Consider the following 15,805-nt stretch of genomic DNA (forward strand, 5'->3'; position numbering starts at 1 on the left):
GCGGGCCGCATCACCCCCATATCTTAGGGTGAGTCGGGGCTCCTCCCACGCGCTGCGTGCGCGGCGGCTCGAGCTGAGCGAGAATGGCCGGTATGACCGTTCCGGAGCTCGCGCCGCGCCGCACCGTCTGGGGGGTGCTGGCGGTATGGCTGGTGGCTGCTCTCGCGGGCATCGGAATCGGGATCTTCGTCCCCGAGGGCTGGCGTGCGGCGTGGCTGACGGTGAGCCTCGGGGCGTGCATCGTGCTGTCGTTCGCGGTCCAGTTGGCGTACGGCCGTTCGCAGGAGTTCGTGGTGCGCGTCGCCGCGAGCGCCTTGGGCGCCCTCCTCGTCCTTGCCGTCATCAGCGCCGGTTTCGGTCTCGCCGCTGTCGTTCCCGGGTAGCCGCCCGCATCCCGCCCCGCTCCTCGGCCTCCCGGGCCCTGAGCGAGGAGCGGAGCGACGAGACGAAGGGTCGTCCCGTGTGTAGTGCGTGGGGCGCTTCGTCTCGCTGCGCTCGCTCAGCGTCCGGGGCCCGGATGCGCCGCTTCTCCGGGGGTGTGGCGCCCGGGCCCTGAGCGAGGAGCGGAGCGACGAGACGAAGGGTCCCCCGGGTGTGGCGCGTGGGACGCTTCGTCTCGCTGCGCTCGCTCAGCGTCCGGGCCGGGATGCCCGCTCCTCGGCGGCTCGCTTTCTCCCGGGCCCTGAGCGAGGAGCGGAGCGACGAGACGAAGGGTCGTCCCGTGTTGTGCGTGGGGCGCTTCGTCTCGCTGCGCTCGCTCAGCGTCCGGGGTCCTCCGGGGTGCGCCGCTCCTCGGCGGCTCGGCCCCCCCGGGCCCTGAGCGAGGAGCGTAGCGACGAGACGAAGGGTCCCCCGGGTGTGGCTCGTGGGGCGCTTCGTCTCGCTGCGCTCGCTCAGCGTCCGGGGTCATCCGGGGGTGCGGCCCCCGGACCCTGAGCGAGGAGCGTAGCGACGAGACGAAGGGTCGTCCCCGCGCGCGTGGGGCGCTTCGTCTCGCTGCGCTCGCTCAGCGTCCGGGGTCGGGATGCCCCGCGTCCGGAACCCGGGGCGAGGACGCGACGGCACCGCCCGGCGCGGGGGAGGGGTGGGATAAAGTAGCGCTATGGATCTCGTCGCGCTCGAACTGTTCTTCGTAGGGCTGTTGGGCCTCGCCTCGCTTGCGATCGTGTTCGTGTCGGGCGTCGTCGTCAAGAACCTGTACCGCGGCCAGCGCTGACGGCGGCGTCGTGTTCGAGCTGCCGACTGACCTTCCCGCCGACCTTGCGCCACTGTCGTGGCTCGTCGGCGTGTGGGAGGGCACGGGTGTCATCGACTACACGGCGGGCGATTATCACTTCACCGGGGAGTTCTCCCACCGCGTGAGCTTCAGCCACGACGGTGGGCCGTACCTGAACTACTCGGCCAACGCGTGGCTCCTCGGTGGCGACGAGCCGTCGCCCCTCGTCGCCGAGGTGGGGTACTGGCGTCTCAGTCGCCCGGCCACGTCCGCAGATGCCGGCCCCGGCCTGCTGCCGGCTCTCATCGCGGGGCCCGCGCGCACGGTCGATGACGTCGAGAGCCTCCGCAACGATGCCGGCGGCTTCGACATCGAAGTGACGCTCGTCCACGCGGACGGCATCAGCGAGCTCTACCTCGGCCAGGTGCGAGGGCCGAGGATCGACATCGCCACCGACGCGGTCGTGCGTACCGCCGGCGCGAAGGCGTACACCGCTGCCACGCGCATGTACGGCCTCGTCGACAACCACCTTCTGTGGGCGTGGGACATCGCGGCGCTCGGCTCCGAGCTGACGTCGCATGCCTCGGCCCGTCTGGCACGGGCGGACTGATGACCGACTACTCGAACGTTCCGGGCGCCGTCAGCGACGAGCGCGGCCTGCGCCACGTCGGCAATCCGCTCGCCGAGCAGCGTGCCCTCGCCGATGGCCGGGCGCTCGCCCCGCTGGGGGATCGCCGCATCCTCACCGTCGCCGGCGTCGATCGCCTGAGCTGGCTCGACTCGCTGTCGTCGCAAGCGCTGACGCATCTCCCCGCCGGCGTCTCGACCGAGCTGCTGATCCTCGACCCGCAGGGCCATGTCGAACACGCGGCCGCGGTCCTCGATGACGGCGAGACGACGTGGCTGCTGGTGGATGCTGCGGATCGCGAGGGGCTGCTCGCCTGGCTCCTGCGCATGCGGTTCCGCCTCCGGGTGGAGGTGACCGACCGTTCCGATGACCTGGCGGTGGTGGGCGGCACGGCCCGGGCGCTCGACGCCGTCGCCGCCGTGGCGCCCGCGGGCGTTCCCGTGGTCTGGCGCGACCCCTGGCCGAACGTCGCCCCCGGCGGTCACGCGTACGCGGACCTCACCGATCACCCCGGGGCCGATCGCGATTGGGCGGAGGCCGTCGTGGAGCGGGCCGAGCTCGCGCGTCTGATCACCGCGGCCGGATCCGCGCCCGGCAGCATTGCCGGGCTGGATGCTGCGGATGCCCTGCGCATCCACGCCTGGCGTCCTCGCCTCGCGGCAGACGCGGATGAGCGCGTGCTGCCGCACGAGCTGGACTGGCTGCGCACCGCGGTCCACCTGTCCAAGGGCTGCTACCGCGGGCAGGAGACGGTCGCGAAGGTCCACAATCTCGGCCACCCGCCCCGTCGTGTGGTGGCGCTGCAGCTGGACGGCAGCGACAGCGTGCTGCCCGAACGCGGGGATGCTGTGCGCGCCGGTGACGCCGTCGTCGGGGCGATCACCTCCGCGGCGTGGCACTACGAAGACGGCCCGATCGCCCTCGCCCTGATCAAGCGCACCGCGCCGATGGACGTCGACCTCGTGGTCGACACCGCCCAGGGTCCCGTCGCCGCCGCGCAGCAGGTCGTGGTTCCCGCCGACGCCGGGGCGACCGCATCCGTTCCCCGCATCCCGCGCCTGGGGCGCCGCACCGCCGCGAGCTGAACCCCGACGGCGGCGTCACGCGGGTGCGACCGCGTCCCACGGAACGGTCACCTCGCCCAGGCGCCACCGAGCCCGTCCGAGCAGCGGCCATCCCGCCTGGACCAGGGCGTCGAGAGCGGTGCGCCACCGATGCACGGGGCCGAACGGCGCCACGACAGCTGCCCGCTGCCACTCGCTCTCGAGGGCAGCGAGGAAGGCGTGGATGCGCTCGCCGGCGACGTTGCGGTGGATGAGCGCCTTCGGCAGGCGTTCGGCGGCCACGGCGGGAGATTCCAGGCCCGTCAGGCGCAGGGAGATCGTCAGCGTCCGGGGCGCGGCATCCGGGCCGACCTCCACCCACGTGACGATCCTCCCGAGTTCGTCACACGTGCCCTCGACCAGGACGCCATCGGGCGAGAGGCGTGCCGCCATCCGCCCCCACGCCGGCGCGACATCGGCCTCGTCGTATTGGCGGAGGACGTTCATGGCGCGCAGGATCACCGGTCGGCGTCCGCCCGGAAGGGGCACCTCGAATCCGCCGCGCGAGAAAGAAACGTGCTCCCGGGTCTTCGCCGGAGCCCCCCGAAGCTGCTCGCGGGCCCGCTCGACACGCTCGGGATCGATCTCCAACCCGACGACGTCGACATCCGGTCGCACGCGGGCCAGTCGCGCGTGGAGTTCGAGCGTGGTCACGGCGCTCGCGCCGAAACCGAGGTCGACGACGAGGGGATGCTCCGCCCGGCGCAGCGCGGGGTGGCGGGCGATCCAGCGGTCGACGCGTCGGAGCCGATTGGTGCCGGTCGTGCCGCGCGTGACTTGACCCACCACCGACGCACGCATGCGCCCATGATGCCAGCGCTACCCGGGCACGAGCCCCGTATCGGGATCGTCGCTCGATTAGGATGGCGCCATGACCGCGCCCTACACGCTGATCCTCCTCCGTCACGGCCAGAGCGAGTGGAACGAACTCAATCTCTTCACGGGATGGGTCGATGTGCGGCTGACGGCGAAGGGCAAGGCCGAGGCGACCCGCGGTGGCGAGCTCATCGCCGAGTCGGGCCTGACCCCGGATGTGCTGCACACGTCCGTTCTCAGCCGGGCGATCCAGACGGCCGACCTCGCGCTGGACGCGGCGGATCGCCTGTGGATTCCCGTCAAGCGCTCGTGGCGGCTGAACGAGCGCCACTACGGCGCTCTGCAGGGCAAGGACAAGGCGCAGACCCTCGAGGAATTCGGGCCGGAACAGTTCCAGCTGTGGCGTCGCTCGTTCGACGTGCCACCGCCGCCCCTGCCCGCCGACGACGAGTTCAGCCAGGTCGGCGACCCGCGCTACGTCGGGATCGACGGTGAGATTCCGGACACCGAATCGTTGAAGCTCGTGATCGATCGGCTGCTCCCGTACTGGGAGGGGGAGATCGTCCCCGACCTCCGCGCCGGCAAGACCGTGCTCGTCACGGCGCACGGCAACTCCCTGCGCGGCCTGGTGAAGCACCTCGAGGGCATCAGCGACGAGGCGATCGCTGAGCTGAACATCCCCACGGGCATCCCGCTCGTATACCGCCTCAACGAAGACCTCACCCCGCAGGGTCCGGGGGAGTACCTCGACCCGGATGCTGCGGCCGCCGGTGCCGCCGCCGTGGCAGCGCAGGGTAAGAAGGGCTGACGACCTACTCGGCGATCGCCGCCTCCACCGAGAGGTGGTGGTCGGCGGTCCAGTCGCCCGTGGCGAGGTAGACGACCTTCTTCGCGACCGACTCGGCGTGGTCGGCGAAACGCTCGTGGTAACGGCTGGCCAGCGTCGCGTCGACGGTGGCCATGGCCTCGCCCTTCCAGTTGTCGCCGAGGACCTTCTCGAACACGCTGACGTGCAGCTCGTCGATCGAGTCGTCGTCGTTCCGGATCTCCTCCGCCAGGCGCAGGTCTTCGGTGCGCAGGAGCTCGGTGAGCTTGCGAGCCACCGACACGTCGAGCTCCCCCATCCGCTTGAAGGTGCTCTTCAGGCCCTTGGGGATCGCCCGCTCGGGGAAGCGGGAGCGCGCGAGCTGAGCGATGTGCTCGGCCATGTCACCCATCCGTTCGAGCGATGCGCTGACGCGCAGGGCCGTGACGACGATCCGCAGGTCACGGGCGACGGGCTGCTGGCGGGCGAGGATCTCGATCGCCAATTCGTCGAGCGCGACCGCCTTTTCGTCGATGACGCGATCGTTCTCGATGACCTCCTCGGCCAGGGCCACATCGCTCGTCGAGAACGCGCGGGTGGCCCCGTCGATCGCGACCGTGACCAGCTCGGCGATCTCGACGAGACGGTTCTGCACGTCCTGGAGCGACTGATGGAAAACTTCGCGCATCGCAGCAACCTTCCTGATTCGAGGCACGGCACACCCATGCCACGACCTTCGCGATTGTCGTGAGCGAAGGTGAACGGACGGTGCCGTGCGAGTGAATAGTATCCCCCGGCCCGCGGCCCGCTGCGGACGACAGGGTGGGAGAGCCGACGTGCGCACGTACTCTGGGACGCATGGATCGAACGCAGCTGGTGCTGCTGGCCCTCCTCGTCGGAGTGGTCGTCGGCGGCTCCGTCGTCCTCCTCATCGCCTATGCACTCCGCATCCGTGATCGCCAGCGGGAGCAGACATCCTCGGAGGTGCCGGAAGGCGTCGCGGAGGTGCTGAGCGCCATGGATGACCCCGCCTTCGTGTCGGACACATCCTCCACGGTGCTGGCTGCGTCCACCCCCGCCGAGGTGTTCGGCATGCACACGGGCGCGGTCATCCCGGGTGAGGACCTCCGGAGGGTAGCCCGCGCGGCGCGCGAGACCGGGGCTCCCGTCGTGGAGACCCTCCGCCTCCGCCGTGGCGCCGCCCCTGCCGAGCCGCGTCTGGTCGCGGTGCGGGCCACGAGCATCTCTCCCCGGTTGACCCTCGTCGTTCTTCGCGACATCACCGAGCGGGAACGGGTCGAAGAGATGCGCCGCGACTTCGTGGCGAACACCAGCCACGAACTGAAGACACCCGTCGGTGCGGTGAGCCTTCTCGCGGAGGCCGTCGAGTCGGCGGCGGATGACCCGGCCCAGGTGCGGATCTTCGCCGCCCGGTTGACCGCGGAGGCGGCTCGGCTGGGCGCGCTCACCTCCCGCATCATGAGCTTGTCGCGCCTCCAGGCCACGGACGAGCTGAAAGAGATGCGGGATGTGTCGGTGGACGAGGTGGTCACTTCGGCGGTCGAGGCGCACGCCATGCAGGCCGATTCGGCGTCGGTCACCCTGGTGCGTGGCGGAACCCGCGGGTTGTACGTGCGCGGTGACGCGCAGGTGCTCACCGAAGCGGTCGGCAACCTGATCGCCAACGCGGTGGCGTACTCGCCCGCCGGCTCGAGCGTCGGGGTCGGCGTGAAAGATGTCGAGGGGATCGTCGAGATCGCCGTGACCGACCGAGGCATCGGCATCCCCGAGGCCGAGCAGCAGCGGGTGTTCGAACGTTTCTATCGCGCCGACCAGGCCCGCTCGCGCAGCACCGGAGGATCGGGACTGGGACTGGCGATCGTCAAGCATGCCGTGCAGCGGCATGGCGGCGAAGTGCGCCTGTGGTCTCGGCCTGGCCGCGGATCGACGTTCACCATCCGGCTCCCCGTCTCGGCTCCGCCCGAGCACGAGCCCGCACGACCGAAGTCCCGCCGCAAGAGCCGCAAGAGCGCGGCCGCTGCGCCGCGTTCTACACCCGTGAAAGGGGAGCCGACATGACCCGAGTCCTGATCGTCGAGGACGAGCCCGACCTCGCCGACCCGCTGGCCTATCTTCTGCGCCGGGAAGGGTACGAGGTCGAGATCGCCGGTGACGGCGCGGTCGCGCTCGCCGCTTTCCGTGAGCGGGGCGCCGACATCGTCCTTCTCGACCTGATGCTTCCGGGGATGCCGGGCACCGAGGTGTGCCGCCGGCTGCGGGCGAGTTCCAGCGTGCCGATCATCATGCTCACCGCCAAGGACTCGGAGGTGGACATCGTGGTCGGGCTCGAGCTCGGGGCCGATGATTACGTCACGAAGCCGTACTCCTCGCGCGAGCTGCTGGCACGGATGCGGGCGGTCCTGCGCCGATACGCCCAGGCGGAGTCGGCAGACCTGGATGACCGCATCCTCCAGGGAGGGCGGGTGACCCTGGACCTCGACCGGCACACGGTGGCGGTGGACGGCAGCGAGATCAGCATGCCGCTGAAGGAATTCGAGCTGCTCGAAGTGCTCATGCGCAACGCCGGCCGCGTGCTGACGCGTGGGCAGCTCATCGACCGGGTGTGGGGCACGGATTACTTCGGCGACACCAAGACGCTTGACGTGCACATCAAACGCATCCGCTCACGGATCGAGACCCGCCCGAGTGATCCGAGCATGCTGGTCACGGTGCGAGGGCTCGGCTACCGCTTCGAGGCCTGAGGCCTCGCGGCGCTACGCCGGTCAGGTCAGGGGAGCAGCTCGTTGTAGTAGTCCAGCTCGCCGTCCAGCACGGGCACCTGGAACAGGACACCTTCGGCGTCACCGGACTGGAAGTACACCGGAACCGTGGAGCCCGGAGGGCCGTCGACCGCATCGAGGGGCAACGGCTCCGTGTCGTCGGCGGGGTTGCCGAGGCTCAGGGACGACTTGGCCGGAACGCGCACCGTCGCCTTCTGTGCGGACGCGCCCTCGCCGAGCTCGATGTTCAGCGTCTGCGCCTCGTCCGTATCGTTGACGATGGCCGCGATCATGTTGCCCTCTTCGCCCTCGCCCTCGCTGACGATGAGGACGTTGCGAACCTTCAGGGGCCCGGAGTCGGGGATGTTGACGCCGTCAGCCGGCGAATACTGCAGAGTGGTCGCCTGCGTGGCGACGAGGTTGCAACCCGTCGTTCCCAGAAGAATGGCGGCGCCCAAGGCGGCAGACGCGATAAGGCGCGAGTTCACAGTTCCTCCCGGTGGAGCAGACGAGCTTCCCCAGCATTCTACGGGGTCCGCTGCGCGGTTCCACGCCCCCCGCGGGGACGGCGCGACCGGGGGCGGAGAACCTTATCGCAAGTGAGGCTGTGGTATCCTAGACGTTGCCGAAAGGACATAACTGCATGCTTTTTGAGGTTGGCGAGACCGTCGTGTACCCCCATCATGGAGCGGCCACGATCATCGAGGTCAAGGATCGCATCATCAAGGGCGAGACGAAGAAGTACCTGAAGCTCAACGTCACCCAGGGAGACCTCGTCATCGAGGTACCCGCGGATAACGTAGACCTGGTCGGCGTCCGCGACGTGATCGGCAAGGAAGGCCTGGACAAGGTCTTCGAGGTGCTGCGTGCTCCCTTTACGGAAGAGCCCACGAACTGGTCGCGCCGCTACAAGGCCAACCTCGAGAAGCTCGCTTCCGGCGATGTCATCAAGGTCAGCGAGGTCGTCCGCGACCTGTGGCGTCGTGACCAGGACCGCGGCCTGTCCGCGGGCGAGAAGCGCATGCTCGCCAAGGCGCGGCAGATCCTCGTGTCCGAGCTCGCGCTGGCGGAGAAGACCGACGAGGAGCGCGCCGGCGTCGTCCTCGACGAGGTCCTCGCTTCCTGACGCTGCCGCAGTAGCGTGGGAGCGTGAGCATCACGCCCGTTCCCCGTGTCGCTATCGTCGTCGTCGCTGCCGGGTCCGGCACCCGCCTGGGCGCTGGAACTCCGAAGGCACTCGTCGGCATCGATGAACACACGGTGCTGCGCCATGCCTTGGACAACGTCTTCGCGGCACCCTCGGCACAGGTCATCGTCGTCGCTCCCGCGGGGCGCGAAGGCGATGCGCTGACCGAGGTGCTCGCCGCATCCGGTGACGCCCGAGACCTCGCCTCCGTCGTGATCGGCGGCGGTACGCGCCAGGAGTCCGTCGCTGCCGGCCTGGCAGCGGTGTGGGCCGATGTCGACTTCGTGCTCGTGCACGACGCCGCCCGCGCACTCACGCCGCCCGATGTGTTCGTCCGTGTGCTGGACGCCCTGGCCGACGGGCTTCCTGCCGTCGTGCCTGTCATCCCCGTCGTCGACACGCTCAAGCGCGTTCGGGGCGTCGAGGTGGTCTCCGTCGTCGACCGGTCGGAGCTGGCCGCGGCCCAGACTCCGCAGGGATTCTCGCGGGTCGTGCTGGATGCCGCGTACGCGGTGGCCGCGAAGGACTTCACCGACGACGCGGCGCTCGTCGCGGCAGCCGGCCATCCCGTCGCGGTGGTGGCCGGCGACCCGCGTGCGTTCAAGATCACGACGCCGGAAGACCTGGAACGCGCCCGCGGCCTGGTCGCGCCGTCCCACCTCACCCACGTGGCGCTGGAACGCCTGCAGTCGATGCCGCGGGTGGGTGTCGGCACCGACGTGCACGCGTTCGGCGGCGCCGGGGCGTTGTGGCTCGCGGGGCTGGAATGGCCCGGGGAGCCCGGGTTGTCCGGCCACTCCGACGGCGACGTCGTCGCTCATGCGATCGTCGACGCGATTCTGTCGGCCGCGGGGCAGGGCGACATCGGCGCGCACTTCGGCACCGATCGCCCGGAGTTCGCCGGAGCTCACGCCGAGGCGTTCCTCGCGCGCACCGTGGCGATCGTGGGCGAGGCGGGATGGCGCGTCGGCAACGTCTCGGTGCAGTTCCAGTCGACGCGTCCTCGTTTCGCGTCGCGCCGCGCCGAGGCGGAGGCGGCCCTGTCCAAAGCCCTCGGCGGGGTGCCCGTCTCGGTGAGCGCCACGACGACGGATGGCCTCGGCTTCGCGGGTCGCGGCGAGGGAGTCGCGGCTTTCGCGACCGCGCTGCTCTTCCCCGCCTGAGTCCCCCTGAGTCGCCCCACCGCCGAGAAACGACTTCTCGGCCGAAACAGGGTGCGACGCGGTGTGTCTCGGCCCGAATGTGGTTTCTCGAGCGTGGGCCGGTGCGGGCGGGCCGGGTTCAGAGCGCGCGGGTCATGAAGGTCGAAAGGGGATCGGGCGCGTAGGAGTCGAACGGGCCGCACTCGGCGAAGCCTTCGCTCGCGTACAGCCGGCGTGCGGGCAGGAACCCCTCGGCGCTGCCGGTCTCCAGCCACAGGCTCGTGAAGCCGCGCTCGCGCGCCACGGTCACGAGGTGTCGGAGGAGCGCCCGGCCGATGCCCTGCCCGAGGAACGCCGCATCCACGCGCATCGACTTGATCTCGCCGCACGCGTCGTCCAGGCGGGCGAGCGCTGCGATGCCCGCCACGCGGCCGTCGACCTTCGCCGAGAAGAACGTGATGTCGGGGCTTCGCAGGCCGTCGATATCGAGCGCATGCACGCTCTCCGGAGGCGAAAGCGCGCGCATGCCGGCCAGGTGCGCGGCCACCAGCGCGCGGGTCTGCTCCCCGGTCAGGTCGTCGACGGTGATCCGCAGCATCCTCATGCCTCCGCCGCGAAAGGTGCCGGGTCGCGGGCCGGGCGCGAGCCCCACGCAAGCAGGACGAGGCCGGCCGCGAGGACGGCAAGCCCCGCGATCGCCGCCCCCGACAACCGCTCGCCGAGCACCGCGATGCCGAGCACCGCAGCGGTGAGCGGCTCGGCGAGCGTCAGGGTGGATGCCGCGGCTGCCGTCAGGCGTTGCAGGCCCCAGGTGAAAAGGGTGTAGGCCAGGGCGATGGTCGCAAGGCCCAGCCAGAGCGACATCGTGAGGCCATCCGGCGTCGTCACCCAACGCAGATCGACGAACGGTGCCGCCACCGCGGCGACGACGGCGGAACCGGCCCCCATCGCACCGGCGACGGTGAAGGGATCCCATCCGCCTTGCATCAGCCTCCGCTGCGCGTTCGCGAAGACCGCGAAGGCCGCGCCGGCGCCCACCGACCCCGCGAAACCGAGAGGATCGGCGCCCGATGAACCGGCGTCGCCGCCGAAGACGAGCAGCGCCACCCCGCCGAGGGCGAGCACCGTCGCGCCGATCCACGTGACGGTCGGGAGCCGCCGGGTCAGCGCCCATTCGAGGAGACCGGCGATCACGGGCGCCGACCCCAGGGCGACGACCGTTCCCACTGCGACACCATTGCGCTCGGTGCCGAGGAAGAACAGCGGTTGGTAAGCGGCGAGACTCAGCCCCGTCAGTGCCATCAGGCCGACCGCGCGCCGGGTGTACCGCGGCGGGTCGGCGGTCCGGCGTCGCGCGCGCGTGCCGAGACTCAGCCCGACCAGCGCGAGTGCCGTGCCGCCGATGAGCAACCGCATCGTGCCCACCGCGAGCGGCGTCGTGCCGTCCGGCCCCAGGGCCTGAGAGGTGCCGGTCGTGCCGAACAGCACCGCGGCCGCGACGACGGCGAGGACGGCGAGCACGAACTCCTTTCTACTGCCTCCGCACGCGTTCCGGGTGGGTGTCATCGCCGTCGCACCCGCGGACCGCGCCGGCGCCGCCGGTAGTCTGGGAGGATGACCGTCCGGATCCACGACACGAAGGCGCAGGCGTTGCGCGACTTCGTCCCGCGCGACCCCGGAAACGTGACCGTGTACGTGTGCGGCCCGACGGTGCAGTCCGGCCCGCACATCGGCCACGTGCGGGCGGCGCTGAGCTTCGACATCCTCCGCCGGTGGCTCACCCACCGCTTCGGTCGGGTGACGTTCGTCCGCAACGTCACCGACATCGACGACAAGGTCCTCGCGAACGCCACCGACGCCGAGCCGTGGTGGGCGCTGGCGTATCGGATGGAGCTGGAGTTCTCCCGCGCGTACGCCGCGGTCGGCATCCTGCCCCCCACGTACGAACCTCGGGCGACCGCATCCATCCCGCAGATGCAGGAGATCATCGCGCGCCTCATCGACGCCGGCCACGCCTACCCCGCCGCGGCCGATTCGGCTGCCGCGGGAGACGTGTACTTCGACGTGCGCTCCTGGCCGTCGTACGGGGCACTCACCCGCCAGTCGATCGACGCCATGGAGCCGGCCGGCGACGCGGACCCGCGTGGCAAGCGCGACCCGCACGACTTCGCGCTGTGGAAGGGTGCCAAATCGGACGAGCCCGACAGTGCCGCGTGGGATTCGCCGTGGGGTCGCGGGCGCCCCGGCTGGCACATCGAATGCTCCGCCATGTCGCGCCGCTACCTCGGCCCGGAGTTCGACATCCACGGCGGCGGCCTCGACCTGCGCTTCCCGCACCACGAGAACGAACTCGCCCAGTCCACGGCGGCCGGAGACCCGTTCGCCCGCTACTGGGTGCACAACGGCCTCGTCACCGTTGACGGACAGAAGATGTCGAAGTCGCTCGGCAACTTCCTCCTCGCCGAAGACGTGCTGCGCGACGTCGACCCGCTGGTCGTCCGGTACGCACTGGCCTCGGCGCACTACCGATCCAGCCTCGACCTGTCCGACCGCGCCTTCGCCGAAGCCGAGGCGGCGCTCGGCCGGATCCGGTCGTTCCAGGAGCGGGCACTGCGGATGCTGCGGGACGAGGAGAACGACCGTACGATCACCGCCGTCCTTCCTGACCGCTTCGCTGCGGCGATGGACGACGACCTCGGCGTGCCGCAGGCGCTCGCCGTCGTGCACGAGACGGTCCGCGACGGGAACCTCGCGCTCGAGGCCGGGGATCGTGACGCGGTGCTGCGCGCATTCTCCGACGTAGCGGTCATGACCGGCGTGCTCGGAATCGACCCGCTCGACCCCTTCTGGGGCGAGACGGGGGCTGCCCCTGAGGCGGCGGCGCTGGACGCGCTGCTGTCCACCCTCATCGCCCAGCGCGCCCAGGCGCGTGCGGCCAAGGATTGGGCGGGTGCCGACCGCATCCGCGACGCAATCGCAGCGGCCGGTGTCGTGCTCGAAGACACCGCCGACGGAACCCATTGGAGTATTCATGGTTAAGCAAGGGCGCCCCGGCGCACGAAAGTCCGGCAAGAAGGGTGCTGTCAAAGGCACCGGCGGCCTCGGGCGCAAGTCGCTCGAGGGCAGGGGCCCGACCCCGAAGGCGGAGGACCGCAGCTGGCACGTCGCCGGTAAGCGCAAGGCCGCCCAGGAACGGTTCACCGCGGCCGGAGGCAAGGGCAAGCCCGCTCCGCGCACGACCGGACCGAACTCCGCGCGCGGCGGACGGTCGAAGCAGAGCGACGACACCGAGACGGTAACCGGGCGCAATTCGGTGCTCGAAGCGCTGCGTGCGCGCATCCCCGCCACTGCGTTCTACATCGCCCAGCGCGTGGAGATGGATGACCGCGTCAAGGAGATGCTGGCGCTGGCCACCAACCGGGAGATCCCCGTGCTCGAGGTGACCCGTCCCGAGCTCGACCGTATGGCCGGCTTCGACGGCGTGCACCAGGGCGTCGCGCTCAAGGTGCCGCCCTACGAGTACGCGCATCCGCAGGATCTCCTGGAGAACGTCATCGACAGCGGTGAGGTGCCGCTGTTCGTGGCGCTGGACGGCGTGACCGATCCGCGCAACCTCGGCGCGATCATCCGCTCGACCGCCGCGTTCGGGGGGCAGGGCGTCATCGTCCCGCAGCGCCGGTCGGCCGGTGTGACCTCGGCGGCATGGAAGACGAGTGCGGGTGCGGCCGCGCGCATCCCCGTCGCCATCGCCCCGAACCTGACGAACACGCTGAAGGAGTTCAAGAAGCAGGGGGTGTTCGTGCTCGGTCTCGACGGCGGCGGCGACGTGTCCCTGCCGGCGCTCGAGCTCGCTGACCGGCCGGTGGTGGTCGTGGTCGGGTCGGAGGGCAAGGGACTCTCGCGGCTGGTCACGGAGACCTGCGATCAGATCGTCTCGATCCCCATCTCGGCGGCGACCGAGTCCTTGAACGCGGGAATCGCCGCGTCGGTGGCGCTCTACCAGATCGCCACCCTGCGGTCCGTGCGCGAGTAGGGCTCCGCTGGAGCATGAGAACGGGCGCTGGGCGCCCGGCTGGCAGTCGGCCTGCTCATCCGCTCCGGCGGGATGTCCTAGTCGGCAATGAGCGCCTCGAAGTCGGCGGCCCCCGCTCTGACGACCTCGCCGATCCGGCGGCGGTCGTCGTCGCTCAGCCGGTACGCCGGCGCGACGACGGTGACGGCACCGACGAGGGCGCCGTAGGAGCGCACGGCCGCGGCCGCGGCCCACACCCCCGCGTCCACCTCCGCGTTCGACTCGGCGTAGCCGCTGTCCCGGATCTCCTCGAGGGCCGCCTCGAGTTTCGAGCGGGCCGAATTCGACATCGGCGGACGCAACAGGTCCAGGTACTGCTCGCGCTTGCCGTCGCTGTACTCGGAGAGCAGCACCTTGGGGGCTGCGCCCTGGTGCAGCGGCATGAGGTTGCCCGGCTGGAACGAGATGGAGATCTGGTGGTCACTCTCCGCGATCGCAAGACACACCGCCGCATCGTTGACGCGCCGGAGGTAGAGCGCGGTCTCGCCGGTCTCCTCCCGCATGCGATCGAGGATCGGCTGGGCGGCCGTACGGTAGTCGAGCGAGGCCTCGGCGGAACGGGCGAGCTGGAGCACGCGCGGGCTGAGCACGAAGGCACCCTTGCTGCGTTCCTCGATGAGGTTCATCTCGCGCAGCAGCGAGAGATAGCGGTAGGCGCTCGGAACCGAGATGTCGAAGCTCTCGAGCACGTTGTCGATGGTGAGCTCGGGACGGTTCTCCGAGAACTGGAGCAGGATCTGCAGCACGCGGCGAGCGCTGTCGACACCCTTGGTCCGTTGGGGGAGCGTGGGGGCCGCGTCCTCCCCCTCAGGTGCATTCATGGTGTTCATAGACGTTGTCGAGCCTAAACCAGCATCTCCCCAGGAGGCCGGTCACGCCCTCTGCTCGCTCAGCACCTCGAGGGCAGTGTCGATGCCTGCCCCCACATCGAGCTCCATGCCGAGGTCCAGCAGGGTTCGGCCGAGGGCGCCGAGGCCGACGATCGAGTGGAACCCGCCCGCGGTCGGTCCCATGTGGGACAGGCGGATCAGATTACCGGCGCCCTGGCCGTGGGAGAACATGACGCCGTACTTCGACCGGGCGTGGTCGCGCACCGTGGCGTTGTCGATGTCATCGGGCAGACGGATCGAGGTGACGCACGCGGACATGCTGTCCTCCCGCTTCGCCCAAAACTGCAGCCCCATCGCACGCGCGCCGGCCTTCGTGAGCTCGCGCGCGTCGACGTGTCGCTGGACGACCCGGTCGATGCCCTCGGCGAGGGCCTGGTCGAGTGCCGCCTCAAGGCCGTTGACCTCGCTCACGGACGGCGTGTAAGGGAAGCGTCCCTCGCCAAGCCACTTCTCCTTCCAGTCGAGGAGAGACAGGTAAGAGTCGCGCGGCGCCGCGGGGTTCGCATAGATCTTCTCCCACGCCCGCTGACTCACGGAGACGAGGGCCAGGCCTGGCGCCCCGCCGAGGCATTTCTGGGGTCCGGTCACGCAGAGGTCAAGACCCCAGTCGTCGGTGCGGTGCTCCATGCCGAGCACGCCGGACACCGTGTCGATGTAGGTGAGGATGCCACGATCGCGGCACATCGGCCCGATCCGCGACACGTCGGTCACGGTCCCGGAGGGGGTCTCCGAGGCGACGAGGCATACCATCTCGATGCCGGGGTGGGCGTCGAGATACTCCTCGACCGTCTCCGGGGTGATGGCGTCGTCGTAACCGACCTCGAGCTCGTGCACGTCGGCACCGAAGTCCCGGAGCCAGTAGCCGGTACCTTTGCCGAAGATGCCCTGGACGAGGTTGAGGACCTTCATACCCGGGGTCACGAGCGAGCGCAGGGCGCCCTCGAGGGCAAGGATCGCCTCGCCCTGCATGATGAGCACGTCGTTGCGGGTCTGGAGGATCTGGGCGGTCTTGTCCTGCACGCGGCGGAAGGTCGCCTTGAAGTCCTCGTCGTAGTGGTACTGGATGGGCTTGGCCAGGCCGGCGAGGGTCTGCGCGGTGACGGCGACCGGGCCGGCCGCCAGCGTGAACTCGAGGTTCTTCATGGACGATCTCCTCTGGCTGTGGAG

17 protein-coding genes are annotated in these 15,805 nt (G+C 70.3%); 10 read left to right on the plus strand and 7 right to left on the minus strand.

The annotated features are described in order from the left end of the window. The first annotated feature begins 92 nt into the window (after positions 1–92). The 3 genes from AC4FS1_RS00155 to ygfZ all read left to right on the plus strand — a co-directional run bounded on the left by AC4FS1_RS00155 (position 93) and on the right by ygfZ (position 2,929). Positions 93–383, plus strand: coding sequence for a hypothetical protein (locus tag AC4FS1_RS00155; RefSeq protein WP_491151614.1), 291 nt, complete (start codon positions 93–95; stop codon positions 381–383). Between the two features lie 843 nt (positions 384–1,226). Next, complete coding sequence (locus tag AC4FS1_RS00160; RefSeq protein WP_491151616.1) at positions 1,227–1,826, plus strand: heme-binding beta-barrel domain-containing protein; 600 nt, start codon at positions 1,227–1,229, stop codon at positions 1,824–1,826. Beyond that, a complete protein-coding gene (ygfZ, locus tag AC4FS1_RS00165; RefSeq protein ID WP_491151618.1) occupies positions 1,826–2,929 on the plus strand; it encodes a CAF17-like 4Fe-4S cluster assembly/insertion protein YgfZ in 1,104 nt (367 codons plus the stop codon). The genes AC4FS1_RS00160 and ygfZ overlap by 1 nt, the downstream gene beginning before the upstream one ends. Positions 2,930–2,944: 15 nt before the next feature. On the opposite strand, the gene AC4FS1_RS00170 is transcribed toward ygfZ, so the two are convergent. After that, entirely contained in the window at positions 2,945–3,748 is an 804-nt protein-coding gene (locus tag AC4FS1_RS00170) for a class I SAM-dependent methyltransferase (RefSeq protein ID WP_491151620.1), read from the minus strand. A gap of 70 nt (positions 3,749–3,818) precedes the next feature. Here AC4FS1_RS00170 and AC4FS1_RS00175 point away from each other — a divergent pair, with 70 nt between their 5' ends. Beyond that, on the plus strand, positions 3,819–4,571 hold the full coding sequence (locus AC4FS1_RS00175) for a phosphoglyceromutase (protein ID WP_491151621.1): 753 nt from the start codon (positions 3,819–3,821) through the stop codon (positions 4,569–4,571). A 4-nt stretch (positions 4,572–4,575) separates the two neighbouring features. Here the strand turns inward: AC4FS1_RS00175 and phoU are convergent, their stop codons facing one another. Continuing rightward, entirely contained in the window at positions 4,576–5,256 is a 681-nt protein-coding gene (gene phoU, locus AC4FS1_RS00180) for a phosphate signaling complex protein PhoU (protein ID WP_491151623.1), read from the minus strand. A 170-nt stretch (positions 5,257–5,426) separates the two neighbouring features. Between phoU and AC4FS1_RS00185 the strand changes: the two genes are divergently transcribed. Then, positions 5,427–6,647 (plus strand): sensor histidine kinase, encoded by a 1,221-nt coding sequence (locus AC4FS1_RS00185; protein WP_491151625.1) that lies wholly within the window; start codon positions 5,427–5,429, stop codon positions 6,645–6,647. Further along, positions 6,644–7,330, plus strand: a complete 687-nt coding sequence (locus AC4FS1_RS00190) for a response regulator (protein WP_491151626.1) — start codon at positions 6,644–6,646, stop codon at positions 7,328–7,330. The genes AC4FS1_RS00185 and AC4FS1_RS00190 overlap by 4 nt, the downstream gene beginning before the upstream one ends. A gap of 26 nt (positions 7,331–7,356) precedes the next feature. Here AC4FS1_RS00190 and AC4FS1_RS00195 read toward each other — a convergent pair whose 3' ends face one another. Continuing rightward, entirely contained in the window at positions 7,357–7,836 is a 480-nt protein-coding gene (locus AC4FS1_RS00195) for a DNA modification methylase (protein ID WP_491151628.1), read from the minus strand. 155 nt (positions 7,837–7,991) lie between these two features. Between AC4FS1_RS00195 and AC4FS1_RS00200 the strand changes: the two genes are divergently transcribed. Both AC4FS1_RS00200 and ispD read left to right on the plus strand, forming a co-directional pair. Beyond that, positions 7,992–8,474 (plus strand): CarD family transcriptional regulator, encoded by a 483-nt coding sequence (locus AC4FS1_RS00200; RefSeq protein ID WP_491151630.1) that lies wholly within the window; start codon positions 7,992–7,994, stop codon positions 8,472–8,474. A gap of 23 nt (positions 8,475–8,497) precedes the next feature. Further along, positions 8,498–9,697: a 2-C-methyl-D-erythritol 4-phosphate cytidylyltransferase gene (gene ispD / locus AC4FS1_RS00205; protein ID WP_491151631.1), complete on the plus strand. Its 1,200-nt coding sequence runs from the start codon at positions 8,498–8,500 to the stop codon at positions 9,695–9,697. Positions 9,698–9,815: 118 nt separating this feature from the next. On the opposite strand, the gene AC4FS1_RS00210 is transcribed toward ispD, so the two are convergent. Together AC4FS1_RS00210 and AC4FS1_RS00215 are read right to left on the minus strand one after the other, a co-directional pair. Then, positions 9,816–10,274 carry a GNAT family N-acetyltransferase gene (locus AC4FS1_RS00210; RefSeq protein WP_491151633.1) on the minus strand — a complete coding sequence of 153 codons (459 nt, stop codon included), beginning with the start codon at positions 10,272–10,274 and terminating at the stop codon, positions 9,816–9,818. Between the two features lie 2 nt (positions 10,275–10,276). Beyond that, entirely contained in the window at positions 10,277–11,197 is a 921-nt protein-coding gene (locus AC4FS1_RS00215; protein ID WP_491151634.1) for a DMT family transporter, read from the minus strand. A 93-nt stretch (positions 11,198–11,290) separates the two neighbouring features. Between AC4FS1_RS00215 and cysS the strand changes: the two genes are divergently transcribed. Both cysS and rlmB read left to right on the plus strand, forming a co-directional pair. After that, positions 11,291–12,715: a cysteine--tRNA ligase gene (cysS, locus tag AC4FS1_RS00220; RefSeq protein ID WP_491151636.1), complete on the plus strand. Its 1,425-nt coding sequence runs from the start codon at positions 11,291–11,293 to the stop codon at positions 12,713–12,715. Continuing rightward, positions 12,708–13,709 (plus strand): 23S rRNA (guanosine(2251)-2'-O)-methyltransferase RlmB, encoded by a 1,002-nt coding sequence (gene rlmB, locus AC4FS1_RS00225; protein ID WP_491151638.1) that lies wholly within the window; start codon positions 12,708–12,710, stop codon positions 13,707–13,709. Before cysS ends, rlmB begins: the two co-directional genes overlap by 8 nt. 77 nt (positions 13,710–13,786) lie before the next feature. Here rlmB and AC4FS1_RS00230 read toward each other — a convergent pair whose 3' ends face one another. Together AC4FS1_RS00230 and AC4FS1_RS00235 are read right to left on the minus strand one after the other, a co-directional pair. Next, on the minus strand, positions 13,787–14,578 hold the full coding sequence (locus tag AC4FS1_RS00230; protein WP_491151640.1) for an IclR family transcriptional regulator: 792 nt from the start codon (positions 14,576–14,578) through the stop codon (positions 13,787–13,789). 42 nt (positions 14,579–14,620) lie between these two features. After that, on the minus strand, positions 14,621–15,781 hold the full coding sequence (locus AC4FS1_RS00235; protein WP_491151641.1) for a pyridoxal-phosphate-dependent aminotransferase family protein: 1,161 nt from the start codon (positions 15,779–15,781) through the stop codon (positions 14,621–14,623). Positions 15,782–15,805: the final 24 nt, after the last annotated feature.

It is taken from the genome of Microbacterium sp. Z12_35, from assembly GCF_058310475.1.